This window comes from Azospirillum humicireducens (genome assembly GCF_001639105.2).
In the GTDB taxonomy this organism is placed as follows: domain Bacteria; phylum Pseudomonadota; class Alphaproteobacteria; order Azospirillales; family Azospirillaceae; genus Azospirillum; species Azospirillum humicireducens.
In genome coordinates this window covers 816,900-835,558 of record NZ_CP015285.1, presented here as the reverse complement: position 1 = coordinate 835,558, position 18,659 = coordinate 816,900, and the positions used below count along the sequence as shown (strand labels likewise).

The window sequence follows — 18,659 nt, the reverse complement described above, 5'->3', positions numbered from 1 at the left end:
TCACGCCACCGTCCGATCGACGAGGCGCAGCAGCGGGTGCCGCGCGAGCAGTGCCGCGAACACCGCCGCTCCCCGCTCGCCCACCGGTACGAACAGCCGCAGGCTCCAGGCGATGATCTCCCCCGTCAGCCCCAGCGTCTTCAGCCGGTCCACCATCCCGCCGGTGAAACCGAACAGCTCGATGCGATGCGCGCCCGCCACCGTCACCCGGCGCAGCCACAGCCCGTCGGCCAGATGCAGGGCCACCCGCTCACCTTGCACCCGCGTCCAGGCCTCCTCGACCGATGGCACGGGAACCGCTGCCCCGGCCCCAACGCCGAAGTTCCGCTCGACCTCGGGCAGCGCATCCGGCGCCACCACGCGGCCGATGATCCGCTCGCCCGCGTCGGTCTGCAACCGCACCACCCGCAGGTTCGTGTCCGGCAGGCGCCGCCACACCGGCAGCAGCAGCCCGGTCACGAGGTGGAGCGTGCTGGTGGAAAACTCTGGCACGGCGGCGACCTCCGCCTCCCAGGCGGCCGAGAAGGACTCCGGCTCGGCCGGACGCCATTGGCTCTGGGCAAGTTCGGCCAACGTCACCGTGACCCGCTCCATCGGCCGGAGCAGCCGCACCCGGCGCTCCACCGTGCCGTCGTCCAGCATCAGGCTCGCCGCCGGCACTGCCACCGCCGCCCGCCCCGAGCGCGTGTTCACCAGCAACCGGGCCTGCGGCCCGGCACCGCGCTCCAGCGCGTCCTCCGCACCCATCGGCTGGTTGCGGTCGCGCCGAGCCAGCGTGAACAGCCGGGTTTCCGCCCCGGTCGCCGCGTGGGTGTGGAGCGTCCGCCGCCCGGTGACGGTGAAGCTGTCCGCCACCAGCGTCTCGACGCCGCGGTCGTAGGTGCCCGACGAGATGGCCCCCTCGATCCTGGCGGTCAGCAACTGCTCGAACACGGTGAACAGCGTGTTCTGCAAACCGATGGTCAGCGCCAGCAGCCGGTTGAGGAAGGTGGTGATCGGCGGCAGCTCGTCCCGCAGGCCACCGTCGCGGTCGCTCAGGGATAGCCCGGTCGCCGCCTCGAAGTCCCCCAGCGAACAGCCCTCGACCTTGCCGGCGTGCAGCAGGCCGTAGAGCTGGCGCAGGGCGGCACGGGCGTAGACGGATTCGAGGTTGTCGTCGGCGCGGAACAGGCCCTGACCGCCGGTCTGGCGCTGGCCGCGGGTGATGGCGCCCAGCGTGTCGAGCCGGCGGGCGATGGTGGAGAGGAAGCGCTTCTCCGCCCGCACGTCGGTGGCGATCGGACGGAACAGCGGCGGCTGCGCCTGGTTGGTGCGGTTGGACCGCCCCAGCCCCTGGATGGCGCTGTCGGCCTTCCAGCCCGCCTCCAGCAGGTAATGCACCCGCAAGCGCCGGTTCTTGGCGCCGAGATCGGCGTGGTAGCTGCGACCGGTGCCGCCGGCGTCGGAGAAGACCAGGATGCGCTTGTCGTCGTCGAGGAAGGCCTGGGTCTCGGCGAGGTTGGCCGAACCGGGGCGGCTCTCCACCGCCAGCCGCTCCAGCCCGCCGGGGTCGAGCTTGCGCACGATACGCCGCGAGCGGCCGGTGACCTCGGCCACCATTTCGGCGCCGAAACGCTGGACGATCTGGTCGAGCGCCCCCGGCACCGGCTCCAGCGCCGCCAGCCGCTCGATCATGCGGTCGCGCCGCTCGACCGCCTCCCGGCACAGCACCGGCTGGCCGTCCCGCCACACCGGCCGCGACGACAGGTTCCCATCGGTGTCGGTGAAAGGTTCATGCAGTTGGGTCGGAAAGGAATGGGCCAGATAGTCCAGGGCATATTCGCGCGGCGTGATGTCGACCTGGATGTCGTTCCATTCCTCGGTCGGGATGTCGGCCAGCCGGCGCTCCATCAGCGCCTTGCCGGTGGAGACAAGCTGCACCACAACCGCGTGGCCGGCGGCGAGGTCGCGCTCGATCGCGCGCAGCAGGGTCGGCGTCTTCATCGCGGTGATCAGGTGGTTGAAGAAGCGCTGTTTGGCGCTCTCGAAGGCGGAACGGGCGGCGGCCTTGGCGGCGCGGTTCAGGGTGCCTCCGCTTCCGGTGACATTGCTGGCCTCCAGCGCCGCGTCCAGATTGGCGTGGATGATCTGGAAGGCGGCGGCGTAGGCGTCGTAGATCGCGATCTGTCCCGGCGTCAGCCGGTGCTCGACCATCTCGTAGGCGACGCCGTCGAAGGAGAGCGAGCGGGCGCTGTAGAGGCCGAGGGCCTTGAGGTCGCGGGCCAGCACCTCCATGGCGGCAACGCCGCCGGCCTCAATGGCCTGAACGAACTCCCCGCGCGTGGCGAAGGGGAAGTCGGCGCCGCCCCACAGGCCGAGGCGCTGGGCGTAGGCGAGGTTGTGCACGGTGGTGGCGCCGGTGGCGGAGACGTAGAGGATCCGTGTGTCCGGCAGGGCGTGCTGAAGGCGCAGGCCGGCGCGGCCCTGCTGGGACGGGGTGACGGGACCGCCGTCCCGGCCGAAGCCGGCGCTGCCGCCGGCGTTGCGCAGGGCGTGCGACTCGTCGAAGACGATCACCCCGTCGAAGTCGCGGCCGAGCCAGTCGACGACCTGCTGGACGCGCGGCACGGCGTTCTCGCCGCCGTCGCCGCGCAGGGTGGCGTAGGTGGTGAAGAGGATGCCGCGTTCCAGCGCGATCGGGGCGCCAGGGCGAAAGCGCGACAGCGGGGTCACCAGCAGGCGCTCCTGGCCGAGCGCCGACCAGTCGCGCTGGGCGTCCTCGATCAGGGTGTCGGACTTCGAGACCCAGAGCGCGCGCTGGCGTCCTTTGAGCCAGTTGTCGAGCAGGATGCCGGCGACCTGCCGGCCCTTGCCGGCGCCGGTGCCGTCGCCGAGGAACCAGCCGCGGCGGAAGCGCACCGCCCCCTCGGCCCCCTCCGGTGCGGCCGAGACGGTGTCGAAGGTCTCGTCCACCGTCCAGGAGCCGGCGAGGTGGCCGGCATGCGCCTCTCCGGCGAGGATGACGCTCTCCAACTGGGCGTCGGAGAGGGTGCCGCCGGTGATCAGGGCGGCGGGCAGATGCGGACGGTAGCGCGGTTTGGGCGGGGCGACTGACGCCATGGCGGCGGACTGGACCAGCGGCGTCGGGTGCGGCCGGGCGCCGGGAATGGTGATCGATTGCAGCGCGTAGGGTTCGTAAATCCCCGCGCTCAGCCGGGTGTCGGCGGTCGGCGTCCAGTCGCGCGTCTCGTAGACCAGCTCGACCGCCGTCGGCTCCATCGGCGCCATGGTCCTGGGGCTGGGCATTGCCCGGCGCGCCTTTCGTCCCGCCGCAGGCCGAGCCATCATCGACTGGAGCGGTGCTGTGGACGCTGCCATCGGTGCACGGCACGGAACGGCCTGTCGGACCCAGCCGAGCAGCGTCGCGACGTCGGGGGCGGTGCCCAAGGAGACAGGGATGACGGTCGGGTCCTCGGCCGGGATGCGGTCGATGACGGTGAGGCGGGTATCGACGGTGGTGCCGTGGCGGGCGTAGACCCTGCCGTCAACGGCGGCGGAGAAAACGACCCGGCCGCGCTCCTGCACGCGGGTGAAGGCGTCCCGCCACGCGGGATGATCCGGGGACAGCCCGGCGCCGGTGACGGCGACGAGGCGCCCGCCCTCGGCCAGCCGAGCCAGGGCCGCGGCGATGTGCCGGAACGCGGCGTCGGCCACCCGGCCGTCCACCGCGGCCAGGGCCGAGAAGGGCGGGTTCATCAGCACCACCGTCGGCACCACCGCCGGGTCGAGGTGATCGTGCAGGCTGGCGGCGTCGAACCGGGTCACCGGCACGCCGGGAAACAGCCGCTCCAGCAGGCCGGCCCGGCAGTCCGCCAGCTCGTTGAGGGCGAGCGAGGCCCCGGCCAACTCGGCGAAGATGGCCAGCAGGCCGGTGCCGGCGGAGGGCTCCAGCACACGGTCGGCCGGGGTCAGCGCCGCGGCCGCGGCGACCGCAGCAGCCAGCGGCAGCGGGGTCGAGAACTGCTGGCGGGCCTGGCTCTCCTCGGAGCGGCGGGTCTGGGACGGCAGCAGCGCCGCCACCCGCGCCAGCAGCGCCGCGAAGGCCGCCGGGTCACCGGCCCGGAGGCGCATGGCGGTGCCGAAACGGCGGAGGAACAGAAGCTGCGCGGCCTCGCCGGCATCGTAGGCCAGCTTCCAGGTCCAGGCGCCTTCTGCGTCGGTGCCGCCGAAGGCCGCCGTCATCGCGGTGCGCAGCGCGGTGGTGTCGATGGCACGGCCGCGTTCGAGGTCGGGCAACAGCCGCTCGGCGACGGCGAACAGGGCGGCGCCCGCGGTTCCGCGCGCGGCGGCACGGGCGTCCGCGGGGAAACCGCGGGCATCGGCGGTCATGGTCATAGCGAACCTCCGGATGAAGGAAGGGAAGAAGGCGGAGCGGCCGGGCGCCGCTCCGCCACACCGCGATCAGGCTGCCTTGGCGGGAGCCTCCTCTTCCTCATCCCCCGGACCACCGGCGCCGGTCAGGAAAGCGGGCAGAGCATCGGTGCCCGCACCGCCGACGCTGTCGCCGCTGTCAACCGCGTCCCCATAATCGACCCCGTCTCCATCCCCGGCCGTTGGAGCTTCCTCCGACCGGGCGCGCAGCGGTTCCGGCAGCCAGCCGCTGCCGGCGAGCAGCCGCTCGGCCTCCTTCGCCATGTCGCCTTTGCGCAGATGGTCGATCAGCCGGGCCGCCTCGGCGCCCCGCGCCTCCCGCACCGCTTCGAGGATGCGCATCTTCGGCACCCGGCCGAGATAGCTGTCCACCGTCGCGGTCCAGCCTGCCGCCACCATGTCCAGCCCGACCGCCCCGGCCAGCACGTCGGCGTGGGCGGCACGCTGCGGCGCCCGGTTCCAGGACTCATGCACGGCGTTGACGCCCAGAGAGACGCAGTGGGCGAACAGCGCCGCCCGGCTGTCGCCGTCGAACCCCAGCAGCACCGTCCACAGCTCGTCCGGCTCCCGCGGCAACTGCTCGACCCACAGGCGCTGGCGGGTGTCGATCGCCTTCGCCGCGGCGCTGGTGGCGAGGTCCGGCGGCTGCACGCTGAAGGTCGCGCTCTTCACCTCCAGGTCGAGGCAGGAGCCGCTGCCCCGGTGATAGAACAGGCGCAGGCACAGCGCGTGGAGCGCCGCCAGGAAGGCGGTGTCGGGATCGCGGGCCAGCGCGTCGCGCAGCGCCAGGGTGCGGTGGACGCTCAGCTCGGTCAGCAGCCGGTCGGGCAGCGGCCGGATGGCGTCCTCCTCATCCGCACCGTCCGATCCGGTGGCGGGGATAGGGACCGGCGCCGACACCCGGCTGCCGCCGCTGATGGCGGCGGGCTGGGCCGCAACAGGGCCGGTGGTGCTGCCGGCACCGCCCGCCGGTTCAACTGCCGGGGCGTCGTTGCTGCCGGCCACCGGCACCGGCTCGACCGGCGCCTCATCCTCCGGACGGACATAGCCGCGGTCGACCTGGAGCCGGCCCTCGGCATCGACGCTGACGAACACCCCCGCCCGCGCCACCTCGGCCGACTCGAAGACCAGCGGCCGCTCCTCCAGCTCCCGCAGCGCCACGTCGATGGCGTTGAGCCGCTGCGACGCCGTCTCCAGCGCCTCCAGGTCGGCCGGATCGGTGTTCTCCAGTTGCTCGTACTCGGCGTGCAGCGCGTCGTAGGTGGCCTGTTCGGCCTCGGTCAGCGGCACCGGCTCGCCGGCCAGCCGGCGCAGGCCCCGGCTGTGCCCATAGGGGAAGCCCAGCGCCACCTCCACCCATTTCCAGCCCTCGGCCTGGATGGTGGCGGCCTCGGCCTCCAGCTTCCCGGCGACCAGCCGGTCGAGCAGCGCCGGGTCCTGCAGCCAGCCGCCGTCGTCGTGCTGGAACAGGTCGCGCATCACCATGCCGCCGGCCGCCGCATAGGTCTCCAGCCCGACGAACAGCGCCCGCTTGTCCGACGCCCGCACCGCCCCCTCGGTCAGCAACCGGCGGATCTGATACGGCTCGCGGCTGTAGGATTTGGACAGCGTCTCCCACACCTGCTCCTGGCGCGTCCGGTCGTCGGTGACGGTGAAGGCCATCAGCTGCTCCAGCGTCATCCGCTCCTCGGCATAAGCGTCGAGCAGCGCCGGCGCGACGGCGGCCAGCTTGAGGCGCTGCTTCACCACGCCGGGGGCGACGAAGAAGCGGGCGGCGATCTCCTCCTCGCCGAGGCCCGCCTCACGCAGGGTGTGGAAGGCGCGGAACTGGTCGAGCGGATGCAGCGGCTCGCGCTGCAGGTTCTCGGCCAGCGAGTCCTCCTCGGCGAGGCCGCCGCTGCGCACCACGCAGGGCACCGGCTGGGTCCGGCTCATGCGCTTCTGCCTGACCAGCAGCTCCAGCGCCCGGAAGCGGCGGCCGCCGACCGGCACCTCATAGACTCCGGTCTCGTTGCCCTCGGCGTCGAGCACCGGCCGGACGGTGAGCCCGTGCAGCAGGGTGCGCCGGGCGATGTCCTCGGCGAGGTCCTTGATGGAGACGCCGGCCTTGAGTTTGCGGACGTTGGCCTGGGACAGCACCAGCTTGTTGAAGGGAATGTCGCGCGAGGCGCTGAGGACGATCTTGGCGATGGCCATGGGGATGATCTCCGCGACGGGCGGCCGGGAGCCTCTCTCCCGATCTCCTCACCCGTCCCCCCGATCCCCACCCCCCTCTTCCTCTCTTCCGGGCATGGTGCCTTCGGGCAGGCAAGCGAGCAGATAATCAGCGGCTCGGCTGGCCTGACTGGCGGCCCGGACGATGGCGCGATCGTCCTCGCGCAGCACCTCCAGCCAGGTGCCGATGTAGTCGGCATGGCGGACGGTGGGTACGATGCCGAGGGCCGCGCAGAGAAAGGCCGAGGCGATCTCCGCCACCAGCTCCTCGAACGCGTATTTCCGGGAGCCGAAGGCGCCGGACAGGTCGCGGCCCAGCCGGCTGGGATGGCCGGTGCTGTGACCCAGCTCATGCAGCGCCGTGCGGTGCCAGTTGACCGGCTCGAAGAAGCTCTGGGGAGCCGGCACCTGCACGTAATCGTGCTGGAGATGGTAAAAGGCCCGGTCGCCGCCGATGCGGACCTCCACCCCGCTGGCGCGGATCAGCGCTTCGGCCCGTGGCAGGATCAGTCCCGCCGGAATCGGCGGCGGCATCGGGGCGATGTTCTCGGGCAGGCCCTCGCACTGGTCGGTGTTGAAGACGGTAAAGCGCTTGAGGAACGGGATCGGCTGGGCGGTCTCACCTTCCTCGCGCGCTCGAAGGCGCTCGCGGTCGGGAACGAAGCGGTCGGCATAGACCAATGTGGTGCCGCGCTCGCCCCGGCGGACAGTGCCGCCCAGCGACCGAGCTTGCCGGTAGGTCAGCCAGTTCTGGCCGGAGAAGCCGCCGGCGAAAACGGCGCCCCATAGGATCAGGACGTTGATCCCCGAATAGGCCCTCCCGGAAGAGGCGTTGCGCGGCAGGCCGAGGGAGGCAGTGTCCGCGCTCCCCCAGGGCTGCACCCAGGGCAGCCGCCCGGCTTCCAGTTCGGCGATGATCCGGGCAGTGATCTCGGCATAGAGGCTGACGCGCCCGGAAGCAGGCTGGGCGTCTCGCAGGGCATGAGGCATGGCAGGTCTCCGCGACGGACCGGCCGGAGGCCTCTCCTCCAGTCTTCAGGCCCGTCACGGTCTTCCCCGTAGCCCTCTTCCTCTATGCCGATTGCCCGTATGCTCGATTTCCCCACCGTGACGCCCTACGCCATGGCTTCTTTTTGCGCTACGCCCAACCACGCAACGGTACTCCACTGCACGAATGCCCAAGCCGTTGCCGCCGAATCTACGTTGGAAGCCAAATCGCCCATGGATTGACGAGCGGCTTGCAAGAAACGATCTGCCATCTACAAGACGGCATTGCGCCCTGCTTCAAGAAGCTGGCAGCTAAATTCCATGATTGAGCACACCGATACCCACATTCCTCAGCTGATGACTGAACGGGAGGCGGCAAACCTGCTGAGGGTTAAGCCATCCACCATTCGCGCAGAGCGAATACGGGGAAGGTTGGGTTATACTCGGGTTGGTTGCCACATCTTCTATACGATGCGACAGCTTGGCGAGTATGTGGAAAAGCAGTCGGTGCCACCATGCGCAAACGTCGTGAACAGCGTCCTGGCCAGATCGGACAATACTGGCTCAGCAAGAAGCCCGGCCGTGACGGCGCGGACGACGCATGGTGCCGGACTTGGTACGAGTCCGGAACGCGACAGACATGCCGTGTCAGCCTTGGCACGTCAGACTTTCAAGAGGCAGGCCTCCTCCTCGCCGCCTGGGTCGTCGAGAACGAGCGTCCCCGAAACGCAGCCCCAAATCGCGTCCTCATCGAAACCATCCTGCTGAACTACTGGAACGACTACGCCCAGCACCTGCCGAGTTCCCGAACGCAATGGCTCGGCCTGTCCTACTGGCAGGAATTCTGGACAGGGCGTACGGTTGCCGACATCACGCCTCACGAGCAGCGCCGGTTCCGCGAATGGCTGGCCTCCCGGGGAACCGGTGCCAGCGGCATCGATCGCATCCTGTCGGTCGGGCGGGCGGCGCTGAACCGCGCCAGGAAATGGCAGGAGCTGAGCGAGGTTCCTCACATCTTCGGGACGGTCACGGCGGAGGCCAAGCGGGCGCGCCAGCCGAAAGGCCGTCCGATCACCCCGGAGGAACTGGCGCGTCTCATCGACGCGGCGCAATCACGCCACATGCTGCTGTTCCTGCTGATCGCCTCCAACACGTTGGCCCGCCCGGCGGCCGTTCTGGACCTCGAACCGGCACAGCACGACCCGGAACATGGGCTTCTCGACCTCAACCCACCCGGCCGCGTCCAGAACAAGAAGTTCCGCCCGGTGGTGCCGGTCTCGCCGACGTTGCGCCCATGGCTCAGTCAGCCGGTGGGGAAAAGTGGCCGGTACGTCAGCTATCGGAACCAGCCGATCCGCTCCATCCTGCACATGTGGCGGATCACCCGCGAAGCAGCAGGGCTGGACGAGCGTGTCACTCCATATTCGATCCGGCACGGCATGGCACGCGAGATGCGCAAGCGGCGGGTTCCCACCGAGCAGATCAGCCTGTTCCTGGGCCACCTGCCGGACGGCTCGGCCGCAACCACGTCGATCTACGCGCCCTACGAGCCCGGCTTCCTGGCCGACGCCTTGGAAGCTATCGAAGCGGTGATGGGGGCGGTGCGCAAGCACCTGAAGCACGCCCGGATCGATTGCCCGCAGCCAGTCCCCGACTCTGGGATCGAGATCAGCCTCACCGGCCGGGCATACCGGCACGGGATAGGCGAAGACAAGCGTCGGGAGGTCCGGCAGCTCATCCTGTCCGGCGTGCCGCATGCCGAGGTGGTCCGGCGGACGGGCGTGTCGAGCGGCACGGTGAGTGCGATCCGGCAGGAGCTGAAGGCAGCCATGCCGCTCTACCGGAACACGGAATTCGGCGATTGCGTGCCGCTTGCGTGCCGCGACGGCGAGGACGACGACGGCGACCTGCCGGAAACCCTTGAAAAGAGTGGTGGGCCCGGCCGGATTCGAACCGACGACAACACCGTTATGAGCGGCGCGTTCTAACCGCTGAACTACAGGCCCTACCGCGGGGCGCACTTTGCGACAAAGCTCCGGGGGAATGCAACCCCTCGTTCATCGTTCCGACGCAAGAAGGCCGCAAACGAAAACGGAGGCCTTCCGGCCCCCGCTTCGTCTCGAACGATAAGACTTCCGGATCAGGTATCCAGGAAGCTGCGCAGCTTGCGCGACCGCGACGGGTGCTTCAGCTTGCGCAGCGCCTTCGCCTCGATCTGGCGGATGCGCTCGCGGGTCACGTTGAACTGCTGGCCGACCTCTTCCAGAGTGTGGTCGGTGTTCATGCCGATGCCGAAGCGCATGCGCAGCACACGCTCCTCACGCGGCGTCAGCGAGGCGAGCACGCGGGTCGTCGTCTCGCGCAGGTTCGCCTGGATGGCGGCGTCCAGCGGCAGGACGGCGTTCTTGTCCTCGATGAAATCACCGAGATGCGAATCCTCCTCGTCACCGATCGGCGTCTCGAGGGAGATCGGCTCCTTGGCGATCTTCAGGACCTTGCGGACCTTCTCCAGCGGCATCATCAGACGCTCGGCCAGTTCCTCCGGAGTCGGCTCGCGGCCGATCTCGTGCAGCATCTGGCGGCTGGTGCGGACCAGCTTGTTGATCGTCTCGATCATGTGGACCGGGATGCGGATGGTCCGCGCCTGGTCCGCGATGGAGCGGGTGATGGCCTGGCGAATCCACCAGGTCGCATAGGTCGAGAACTTGTAGCCGCGCCGGTACTCGAACTTGTCCACCGCCTTCATCAGGCCGATGTTGCCCTCCTGGATCAGGTCCAGGAACTGAAGGCCGCGGTTGGTGTACTTCTTGGCGATGGAGATCACGAGACGCAGGTTCGCCTCGACCATCTCCTTCTTGGCGCGGCTCGCTTCCTTCTCGCCCTTCTGGACGGTGGAGACGATGCGGCGGAACTCGTTGATCGGCAGGCGGGCCTCTTCGGCCACCTGGGCGATCGACTCGCGCGTCTTGCGGATGTCGCCGTCGTACTTCTCGGCGAACTTGCCCCAGGTCTTGGGGTTGAGGCCACGGATACGCTCCTGCCAGTTCGGGTCCAACTCGTGTCCGAAATACTGGTTCAGGAAGTCCTCGCGCTTCACCCGGCAGTCGGTCGCCATGCGCAGCAGGCGGCCTTCGAAACCGGTCAGCTTGCGGTTCAGGCCATAGAGCTGTTCGACCAGCTGCTCGATGCGCTGGTTGTTCAGGCGGACCGTGTTCATCAGCTCGACCATCTCGGTCTTGAGCTTCTCGTACTTCTTGTCCGTCTGCTTGCCCAAGTCCTCGCCGCGCTGCATCGCGGCCATGCGGGCCTCATGCAGCTTGTGCAGCTTGTCGTAGGTCGCCTTGATGTTCTCGAAGGTCTCGATGACCTGCGGTTTCAGCGCGGCTTCCATTGCCGACAGCGACAGGCTGTTGTCGCCCTCTTCGCCTTCCTCGCCCTCTTCGCCCTCGCCTTCGGCGCGCGGCGGACGCGGTTCGTCGCCGTCCTCGCCGGCCGGCGCATCGGCGGCGGGAGCAGCCCCGGCACCGGCGGCCTCGACGACCTCGGCCAGGCCTTCCGGCATCTCCTCGCCGTCCGGGCCGCCGCCATAGGTGGCGTCCAGGTCGATGATGTCGCGCAGCAGCATCTTCCCTTCCATGAGGGAATCATGCCACTCCAGGATGGCGCGGATGGTGAGGGGCGATTCGCAGATCGCACCGATCATCATCTCGCGGCCGGCTTCGATCCGCTTGGCGATGGCGATTTCGCCTTCGCGCGACAGCAGCTCCACCGACCCCATCTCGCGCAGGTACATGCGGACCGGGTCGTCGGTACGGCCGATGTCGTCGTCGTCGAGATTGCCCGACGAACGGCCTTCGCCTTCGCCTGCCCCCTCGCCGCTGTTCTCCGAATCCTGCTCTTCCGATTCGACGATGTTGATGCCCATCTCGGACAGCATCGCCATCGTGTCTTCGATCTGCTCGGACGAGGACGAATCCTGCGGCAGCGCTGCGTTCAGCTCGTCATAGGTGACATACCCGCGCTCCTTGCCGCGGGCGATCATCTTCTTGACGGCCAAACCCATGCCGTCCATCAGAGGACCGTCTGCGGATTCCTCCCGCGTCTCGGAAACTTCCACGCTGTTCGCAGCTTTCGTGGCCATGCGATCGGTGCCCCCGCATTACCCCATTGAAAAAGACGAAAGGAGCGCCCGGTCCCGGTTGCCCGGCCCGTCCGCCCCACCCCCAACCATGTATCTACCCAGAACCCGCCATCACAGAAACTGCCATGCGGCCCTGTCCCATCACTGCTTCCTGTTACCCGGTGTCCCGTCAGCCGTTGCCGAACCGCCGACGGCACAAGCCATCAACCGTCAGACATCGTCAAAGTCACTGTCCGCGATACCCAAACCGGACTTGATGACCTCCTGCTGAAGAGCCACGACCCTCGCGAAGTTCGCCTCGCTGTTGTCACGGGTCAAAGCCGCCTTCGCTTCCCTAAGATCGTCGAGCACCCGCTCGTGATGCAGATGCCGCCACGCAGGCCACCATCCCTTCCTGGCGTCCTCCGTAGAGGCCTCCGGACGGGCGAAGCCGGCATGGACATAGGTTGACTCGCCTAGCAAAGCACCGACCATCGTCTCGTGGCCGGCGGATGACAAGTGGCGACAAAGCGCTGCGGCGTCAAGTGTCGAGTCGTGGTTACGATCGTCCGAAAGGCATTCGATCACCGCCCAGCGCAGTTTTTCGAGCTCCGGGTCACCGAACGGCAACAGGCCGAGAGGCTCGCCCAACTCGCCGAACAGCTCGGGATGATTGATGATCGTCGCCAGCAGGATCCTCTCGCGCATCGAGGCGAGCCGGGACGCGCGGCCGCGCCCCTCCCCCGCCGGCTTGGAAGTCAGGCGACCAGGAACTCCCGGCACATGGCGGCGCGGCGGCTCGCCGAAGCGCCCCCTGCCCTGCCCGGGCACCCAGGGACCGCGGTTGTAGGCCGGACGGACGGGCGCGAAGGCCTCGTCGACGCGGCGGCGCATCTCGGTCCGGTAGAAGCTCTGGACATCGCGGTCGGCGATGGTGGCGACACGGGCCTCCAGCGCCGCCTTCACCGCGGCCTTGGCCTCCGGCGTGTCGGTCGGCCTTCCCTCGCTCTCCATCCGCCAAAGGGCGTCGGACAGCGGGATGGCGGCGTCCAGCACCGCGCCCATCGCCTTGGCCCCTTGCGCGCGGATCAGGCTGTCGGGGTCCTCGCCCTCCGGCAGGAAGGCGACACGGGCCGACTGGCCGGGGGCGAGGTGCGGCAGGATGCGCTCCACCGCCCGCCAGGCCGCGCGCCGGCCGGCATTGTCGCCGTCGAAGCACAGGAATGGCACCTTCTCCGCCGCCGGGATCAGCTTCCACAGCTCCTGCACCTGGGTTTCGGTCAGCGCGGTGCCCAGTGGCGCCACCGCCCCTTCGAATCCGGCGCGGACCAGGGCGATGACGTCCATGTAGCCCTCGGCGACGATCACCGGCTTGCCGTCCGCCGCCGCCTGCCGCGCCCGCGACAGGCCGTAGAGCAGCGTGCCCTTGTGAAAGAGGGGCGTGTCGGCGGTGTTGACGTATTTCGGCCCGTCGCCTTCCAGGATGCGCCCGCCGAAGGCCACCACCTGCCCACGCCGGTCGGTGACCGGGAACATCACCCGGTTGCGGAAGAAGCTGTAGGGCGCCCGGCCGTCGTCCGGCCGCTTCAGCAGCCCGGCATTGACCATGTCCTCGTCGGAAAAGCCCTGCTTGCCGAGATGGGTGCGCAGCGCGTTCGAATCGCCGGGCGCATATCCCAGCCGGAAGCGCGCGATGCTGTCTCCGTCCAGCCCGCGGCGCATGAAGTAATCCAGCCCGGCGCGGCCGGCGGAGCTGTGCAATTGCTGCTCGAACCAGCGGGTTGCCTGTTCGACGAGGTCATGCAGGGTCTTGCGCCGCTCGTAACGCTGCCGGTCCTCCTCCGTCGGGCGCGGCACCGGCAAGCCGGCTTCGCCGGCCAGATGCTCGACCGCCTCGGGGAAGCCGAGATTGTCGTGACGCATGACGAAGCCGATGATGTCGCCATGGGCGCCGCAGCCGAAACAATGGAAAAAGCCCTTCTGGTCGTTGACGTAGAAGGACGGCGATTTCTCGTTGTGGAACGGACAGGGGGCCTTGTACTCCCGGCCGGCACGGATCAGCCGCAGCCGCTTGGAGACCACTTCCGAGAGGGTCAGCCGGGTGCGCAGTTCTTCCAGGAATTGGGGCGGGAAAGCCATGGTCGAACGGTCACCGGGGAGCGGACGGGAAACAGGCGCAAGCCTATAGCAGAGGCTATGGTATGGGGACCAGCGCCACTGCCGGCAAGGGCTGGATGGCCCCGCGACAGCGGGGATGGCGCCCGAGGGACAGGACGAACAGGATGCGGCAGGCGCCCGGACAACCGGCTGCGCAGCGATCCGAGCCCCTCCCCAGACTCCACCCCCCCCTTGTTTTCAAACCGTTACTTGCCGGACAGCCGCGCCTTCACCAGACCGCCGGCCTTGGCGAAGTCCATCTGGCCGGCATGGCGGGCCTTCAGCTCGGCCATCACCTTGCCCATGTCCTTGATGCTGGCGGCACCCAGCTCGGCCAGGATGGCGTCGATGGCGGCGGCGGCCTCCTCGTCATTCATCTGCTTGGGCAGGAAGCGTTCGATGACCGCGATCTCCTCGCGCTCCTGCTGGGCCAACTCGGGACGGTTGCCCTGCTCGTACAGCGCCGCCGATTCGTTGCGCTGCTTCACCAACGCCTGGAGCATCGACAGGATCTCCGCCTCATCGATCCCATCGGTCACGCCGCGCGTGCGGGCCGCGATGTCACGGTCCTTCAGCCCGGCGAGGATCATGCGGATGGTCGAGACCGCGCGTATCTCCTTCGCGCGCATCGCATCCTTCAGGGAATCGTTGAATTGCGTGCGCAGAGTCATGTCCTGTCTTCCTTGTTCATCGTACCCGGCATGCGGCCGGGCCCCGTATCCGGCCGGATTTGGCGACTATCCAGAAAGCGCCCGTCGATTTCCATACAAAAGCCCGGCCGGCAAAGGCACGACGGGCCGCCGTGCCGACGCTTCAGGGCCGCCTTGCAAAGCTATTGCTGGAAATCCGGCAGCCAATCGTCATATAGGATGACCGGCCCACCCGATCAGCCCACTCGATCCCACGTCACCGTCCGTACCGGCGGAGGTGGGGTGCGAGCGGTTCCGTGTGCGCGCCCGGCGGGACGCTAGGCCGTCGCCGTTCCGCCGATCACCCGATCCGTCGCCGGCCGCGGTTTTTGGGAAGGTTCACAGGAATGACTCTCGCCACTCCCCCCTCCGACGATGCGGTTCACACCGGCGTGCTTGTTCTGGCCGACGGCACGGTGTTCCGCGGCCGAGGCATCGGCGCCACGGGGGATTCGGTGGGCGAGGTGTGCTTCAACACCTCCATGACCGGCTATCAGGAGATCCTGACCGATCCCAGCTATGCCGGCCAGATCATCACCTTCACTTTCCCGCACATCGGCAACACCGGCGCCAACGCCGAAGACATCGAGACGATCACGCCGGCCGCCCGCGGCCTGATCCTGCGCGCCGACATCACCGACCCGTCGAACTGGCGAGCCACCCGCCACCTGGACGACTGGCTGAAAAGCTACGGGCTGGTCGGTCTGGCCGGCGTCGACACCCGGCGGCTGACCCGCCGCATCCGCGACCTGGGCGCGCCGAACGGCGTCGTCGCCCATGCGCCGGACGGCAAGTTCGACATCGAGGCGCTGGTCGCCAAGGCCAAGGGCTGGCCGGGTCTGGAGGGCATGGATCTGGCCAAGGACGTGTCCTGCCGCCAGACCTATGACTGGACCGAGGCCGGCTGGACCATCGGTGGCGGCTACGCCACCCAGGACAAGCCGCAGTACCATGTCGTCGCCATCGATTACGGTGCCAAGCGCAACATCCTGCGCTGCCTCGCCGCGGCCGGCTGCAAGGTGACGGTGGTGCCGTCGACCGCCTCGGTCGAGGATGTGATGCGCCACCAGCCGGATGGTGTCTTCCTGTCCAACGGCCCCGGCGACCCCGCCGCCACCGGCGAATATGCCGTCCCGACCATCAAGGGCCTGCTCGACACCGGAGTGCCGATGTTCGGCATCTGCCTCGGCCACCAGATGCTGTCGCTGGCGCTGGGCGCCAAGACCACCAAGATGCAGCAGGGCCATCGCGGCGCCAACCATCCGGTGAAGGATCTGGCCTCCGGCCGGGTCGAGATCACCAGCCAGAACCATGGCTTCGTCGTGATGCCGGAGACGCTGCCGGCCGACGCCGAAGTCACCCATGTCAGCCTGTTCGACGGCACCAACGAGGGCATCCGCCTGAAGGGCAAGCCGGTCTTCTCGGTGCAGTACCACCCGGAAGCCTCGCCCGGCCCGCAGGACAGCCATTATCTGTTCGACCGCTTCGTCCAGCTGATCGCCGAGAAGAAGGCGGCCTGACGCCGGGCAGCGGACGGGGTGCGAGAAAGGGGGGAGTCGCCGGCGCGGTTCCCCTTTTTCTTTGGAGCACCGCTCCCGCCTTGGCCGACCGACGGGGCAAACCATATGGATCGGCATGTGTCTGCCCGATCATCCCTTCGCCGCCAAGCCCGCGCCGGTCACTCCGCCCGACGGTCCCGCCTGCCCGCTCTGCGGCCGGCCGATGGTTCCCGGCGCCAGCCTGAACGAGCATCATCTCGTTCCGCGCACCTATGGCGGCCGGGACACGGTGACGATGCACCGCATCTGCCATGCCAAAATCCACGCGGTGCTGACCGAGCAGCAGCTGCGCGACGAGTATCACCGGATCGAGGCCCTGCGCGGACATCCCGACATCGCCGCCTTCATCCGCTGGGTCCGGCGCAAGCCGCCGGAGTTCACCGACGGCCACGCCACCGACCGGCGGCGGCGCAAGCGATGATCGGGGTTCGGCCTCCCCAGTTCATCCCCGGCGCACGGTCTGCCGCTGGGCGGGCTTCGGCAGATAGTTGCGGGCCTCGCCGTTGCAGACCCGGCTGACCCGCTCATACTCCTCCACCGTATCGACCTGGGCCTGCCGGCGGTCGCGCTCGCGCCCGAACTCCTGCATGATCCGCCGCATCGCCGATTCGAGCGGCCGGCGGATCGCCGCCATCGCCTGGGCCTGACTGCGCGAGCGTACCGGTGCCATGCCCTCCAGCACCTGATCCAGCCGGATGCGGATCATCGGCATCATCTCGCGCAGCAACGCCTCGTCCACCGCGACATGGCGCATCTCATGGGCCAGCACCTCGCCATGCAGGCAGGAATTCACCGGAATTTCGCGGGCGACATGGACGATGCGCTGCTGGAAGCCGAAGCTGATGGTCACCGTGCTGGCCGATGCGCAATAGGTGCCGTCGCCCATGGTCCTGAACAGGGCGGAGACTTGCGACTGTTCGCCATAGCGGGCCAGGGTCAGCCCCAGCACATGGCCGCCGGCGCTCCCGGCCGGTCCCGGCGTGCGTCCCGGCAATCGGGTCAGCTGCGCGATCGACAGCGCGTCGTCGCGCTGGATCGGTGCCAGCACGCTGTCGAATACGAGCCTGATCGGCGGAAATCCGCTGCAGCCATTGGACTGCGCCGCAGCCGGCGAAGCAGCCGGCAGTGCAGCGAACAGGACACCCGAAAGGAAGAGGAACAGGAAGCGAACGGTCATCCCGATACAGATATCAGGAAACCGTCGGCGGACAAGAGACATGGAGAGAGGATCGGGATGCCGGCGACAGACCCTCGCCGGCATCCCCACCTCTCACTGATGCGCCGGGAACAGGAAGCGCGCCTTCAGGGTGCCTTCGATGGCGCGCAGGTCGTTGACGACCTCCAGTTCCTCGACGTCGCCATTGACATCGACCACCACATAGCCCAGCTCCGGATCGGTCTGGAGATACTGGGCGGCGATGTTCAGGTCGCGGCCGGAGAACACCTCGTTCACCTTGCGCAGGATGCCCGGCCGGTTCTCGTGGACGTGCAGGAAGCGGGTGCAGCCGGCCTGGACCGGCAGCGCCACCTGCGGGAAGTTGACCGCGCCCACCGTGGAGCCGTTGTCCGAATATTCGAGCAGCTTCTGCGCCACCTCGGTGCCGATGTTGGCCTGCGCCTCCATCGTCGAACCGCCGATGTGCGGGGTCAGGATGACGGTCTTGATGCCGCGCAGCGCGCTCTGGAACTCCTCCTTGTCGGAGCCGGGCTCGACCGGGAACACGTCGATGGCGGCACCCAGGACCTGGCCGCTGTTCAACGCGGCGGCCAGCGCCTCGATGTCCACAACCTGGCCGCGGGCGGCATTGATCAGGTGGCTGCCCTTCTTCATGGCCGCCAGTTCGCCCGCGCCGATCATGTTGCGGGTCTGCGGGGTGTCCGGCACATGCAGGGTCACCACGTCGGACACCGACAGCAGTTCCTCCATCGAATCGCAGGCCCGTGCATTGCCGAGCGCCAGCTTGCGCACGACGTCGTAGAAGCGGACCTGCATGCCCATCGCTTCCGCCAGGATCGACACCTGCGTGCCGATATGGCCGTAGCCGATGATGCCCAGCGTCTTGCCGCGAATCTCATAGGAATCCTTGGCCGACTTCATCCAGCCGCCGCCATGGACCAGCTGCGACTTCTCGAAGATGCCGCGCATCAGCATGATGATCTCGCCGATCACCAGTTCCGCCACCGAGCGGGTGTTGGAATAGGGGGCGTTGAACACCGGAATGCCGTTGCGGCGCGCCGCCTTCAGGTCGACCTGGTTGGTGCCGATGCAGAAGCAGCCGACGGAGATCAGCTTCTGCGCCGCCTCGAACACCTTGGCGGTCAAATGGGTGCGCGACCGGATGCCCAGGATATGGACCGCACCGATGCGCTCCAGCAGCTCATCCTCGTCCAGGGCGCGCGGCAGCCGCTCGACGGTGGCATAGCCGCCGCGGGCCAGCTCGTCGATGGCGTTGTCGTGGACACCTTCCAGAAGGAGGATGTTGATCTTGTCCTTGGAGAGCGAGAGCTTGGTCACGGCCGGCA

The 18,659-nt window shown here is 68.6% G+C and carries 10 protein-coding genes, 1 tRNA gene and 1 pseudogene; 3 read left to right on the top strand and 9 right to left on the bottom strand.

All coding sequences use genetic code 11. The annotated features are described in order from the left end of the window. From A6A40_RS03805 to A6A40_RS03795, 3 genes are all read right to left on the bottom strand, one after another. Complete coding sequence (locus A6A40_RS03805; protein ID WP_063634180.1) at positions 1 to 4,374, bottom strand: strawberry notch family protein; 4,374 nt, start codon at positions 4,372 to 4,374, stop codon at positions 1 to 3. A 66-nt stretch (positions 4,375 to 4,440) separates the two neighbouring features. Beyond that, a complete protein-coding gene (locus A6A40_RS03800; protein WP_063634179.1) occupies positions 4,441 to 6,606 on the bottom strand; it encodes a ParB/RepB/Spo0J family partition protein in 2,166 nt (721 codons plus the stop codon). Between the two features lie 48 nt (positions 6,607 to 6,654). Further along, the gene (locus A6A40_RS03795; RefSeq protein WP_063634178.1) at positions 6,655 to 7,614 is read right to left on the bottom strand and encodes an ArdC family protein; all 960 of its coding nucleotides are present in this window, start codon (positions 7,612 to 7,614) and stop codon (positions 6,655 to 6,657) included. A gap of 512 nt (positions 7,615 to 8,126) precedes the next feature. On the opposite strand from A6A40_RS03795, the pseudogene A6A40_RS32385 reads away from it, so the two are divergent. Beyond that, positions 8,127 to 9,092: pseudogene (locus A6A40_RS32385) on the top strand (tyrosine-type recombinase/integrase); the annotation flags it as partial. Between the two features lie 449 nt (positions 9,093 to 9,541). Here the strand turns inward: A6A40_RS32385 and A6A40_RS03785 are convergent. From A6A40_RS03785 to A6A40_RS03770, 4 genes are all read right to left on the bottom strand, one after another. After that, a tRNA-Ile gene (locus A6A40_RS03785) sits at positions 9,542 to 9,617 on the bottom strand. 134 nt (positions 9,618 to 9,751) lie between these two features. Further along, positions 9,752 to 11,752, bottom strand: coding sequence for an RNA polymerase sigma factor RpoD (rpoD, locus tag A6A40_RS03780; protein ID WP_063634176.1), 2,001 nt, complete (start codon positions 11,750 to 11,752; stop codon positions 9,752 to 9,754). Positions 11,753 to 11,962: 210 nt separating this feature from the next. Beyond that, positions 11,963 to 13,870, bottom strand: a complete 1,908-nt coding sequence (dnaG, locus tag A6A40_RS03775) for a DNA primase (protein ID WP_063634175.1) — start codon at positions 13,868 to 13,870, stop codon at positions 11,963 to 11,965. Between the two features lie 224 nt (positions 13,871 to 14,094). Continuing rightward, on the bottom strand, positions 14,095 to 14,559 hold the full coding sequence (locus A6A40_RS03770; RefSeq protein ID WP_063634174.1) for a GatB/YqeY domain-containing protein: 465 nt from the start codon (positions 14,557 to 14,559) through the stop codon (positions 14,095 to 14,097). 365 nt (positions 14,560 to 14,924) lie between these two features. On the opposite strand from A6A40_RS03770, the gene carA reads away from it, so the two are divergent. Both carA and A6A40_RS03760 read left to right on the top strand, forming a co-directional pair. After that, entirely contained in the window at positions 14,925 to 16,097 is a 1,173-nt protein-coding gene (gene carA / locus A6A40_RS03765; RefSeq protein ID WP_063634173.1) for a glutamine-hydrolyzing carbamoyl-phosphate synthase small subunit, read from the top strand. Positions 16,098 to 16,212: 115 nt separating this feature from the next. Beyond that, positions 16,213 to 16,557: an HNH endonuclease gene (locus A6A40_RS03760; RefSeq protein WP_063634172.1), complete on the top strand. Its 345-nt coding sequence runs from the start codon at positions 16,213 to 16,215 to the stop codon at positions 16,555 to 16,557. Between the two features lie 21 nt (positions 16,558 to 16,578). Here A6A40_RS03760 and A6A40_RS03755 read toward each other — a convergent pair whose 3' ends face one another. After that, positions 16,579 to 17,313: a hypothetical protein gene (locus A6A40_RS03755; protein ID WP_063634171.1), complete on the bottom strand. Its 735-nt coding sequence runs from the start codon at positions 17,311 to 17,313 to the stop codon at positions 16,579 to 16,581. A gap of 93 nt (positions 17,314 to 17,406) precedes the next feature. Then, entirely contained in the window at positions 17,407 to 18,651 is a 1,245-nt protein-coding gene (serA, locus tag A6A40_RS03750; protein ID WP_063636108.1) for a phosphoglycerate dehydrogenase, read from the bottom strand. Positions 18,652 to 18,659: the final 8 nt, after the last annotated feature.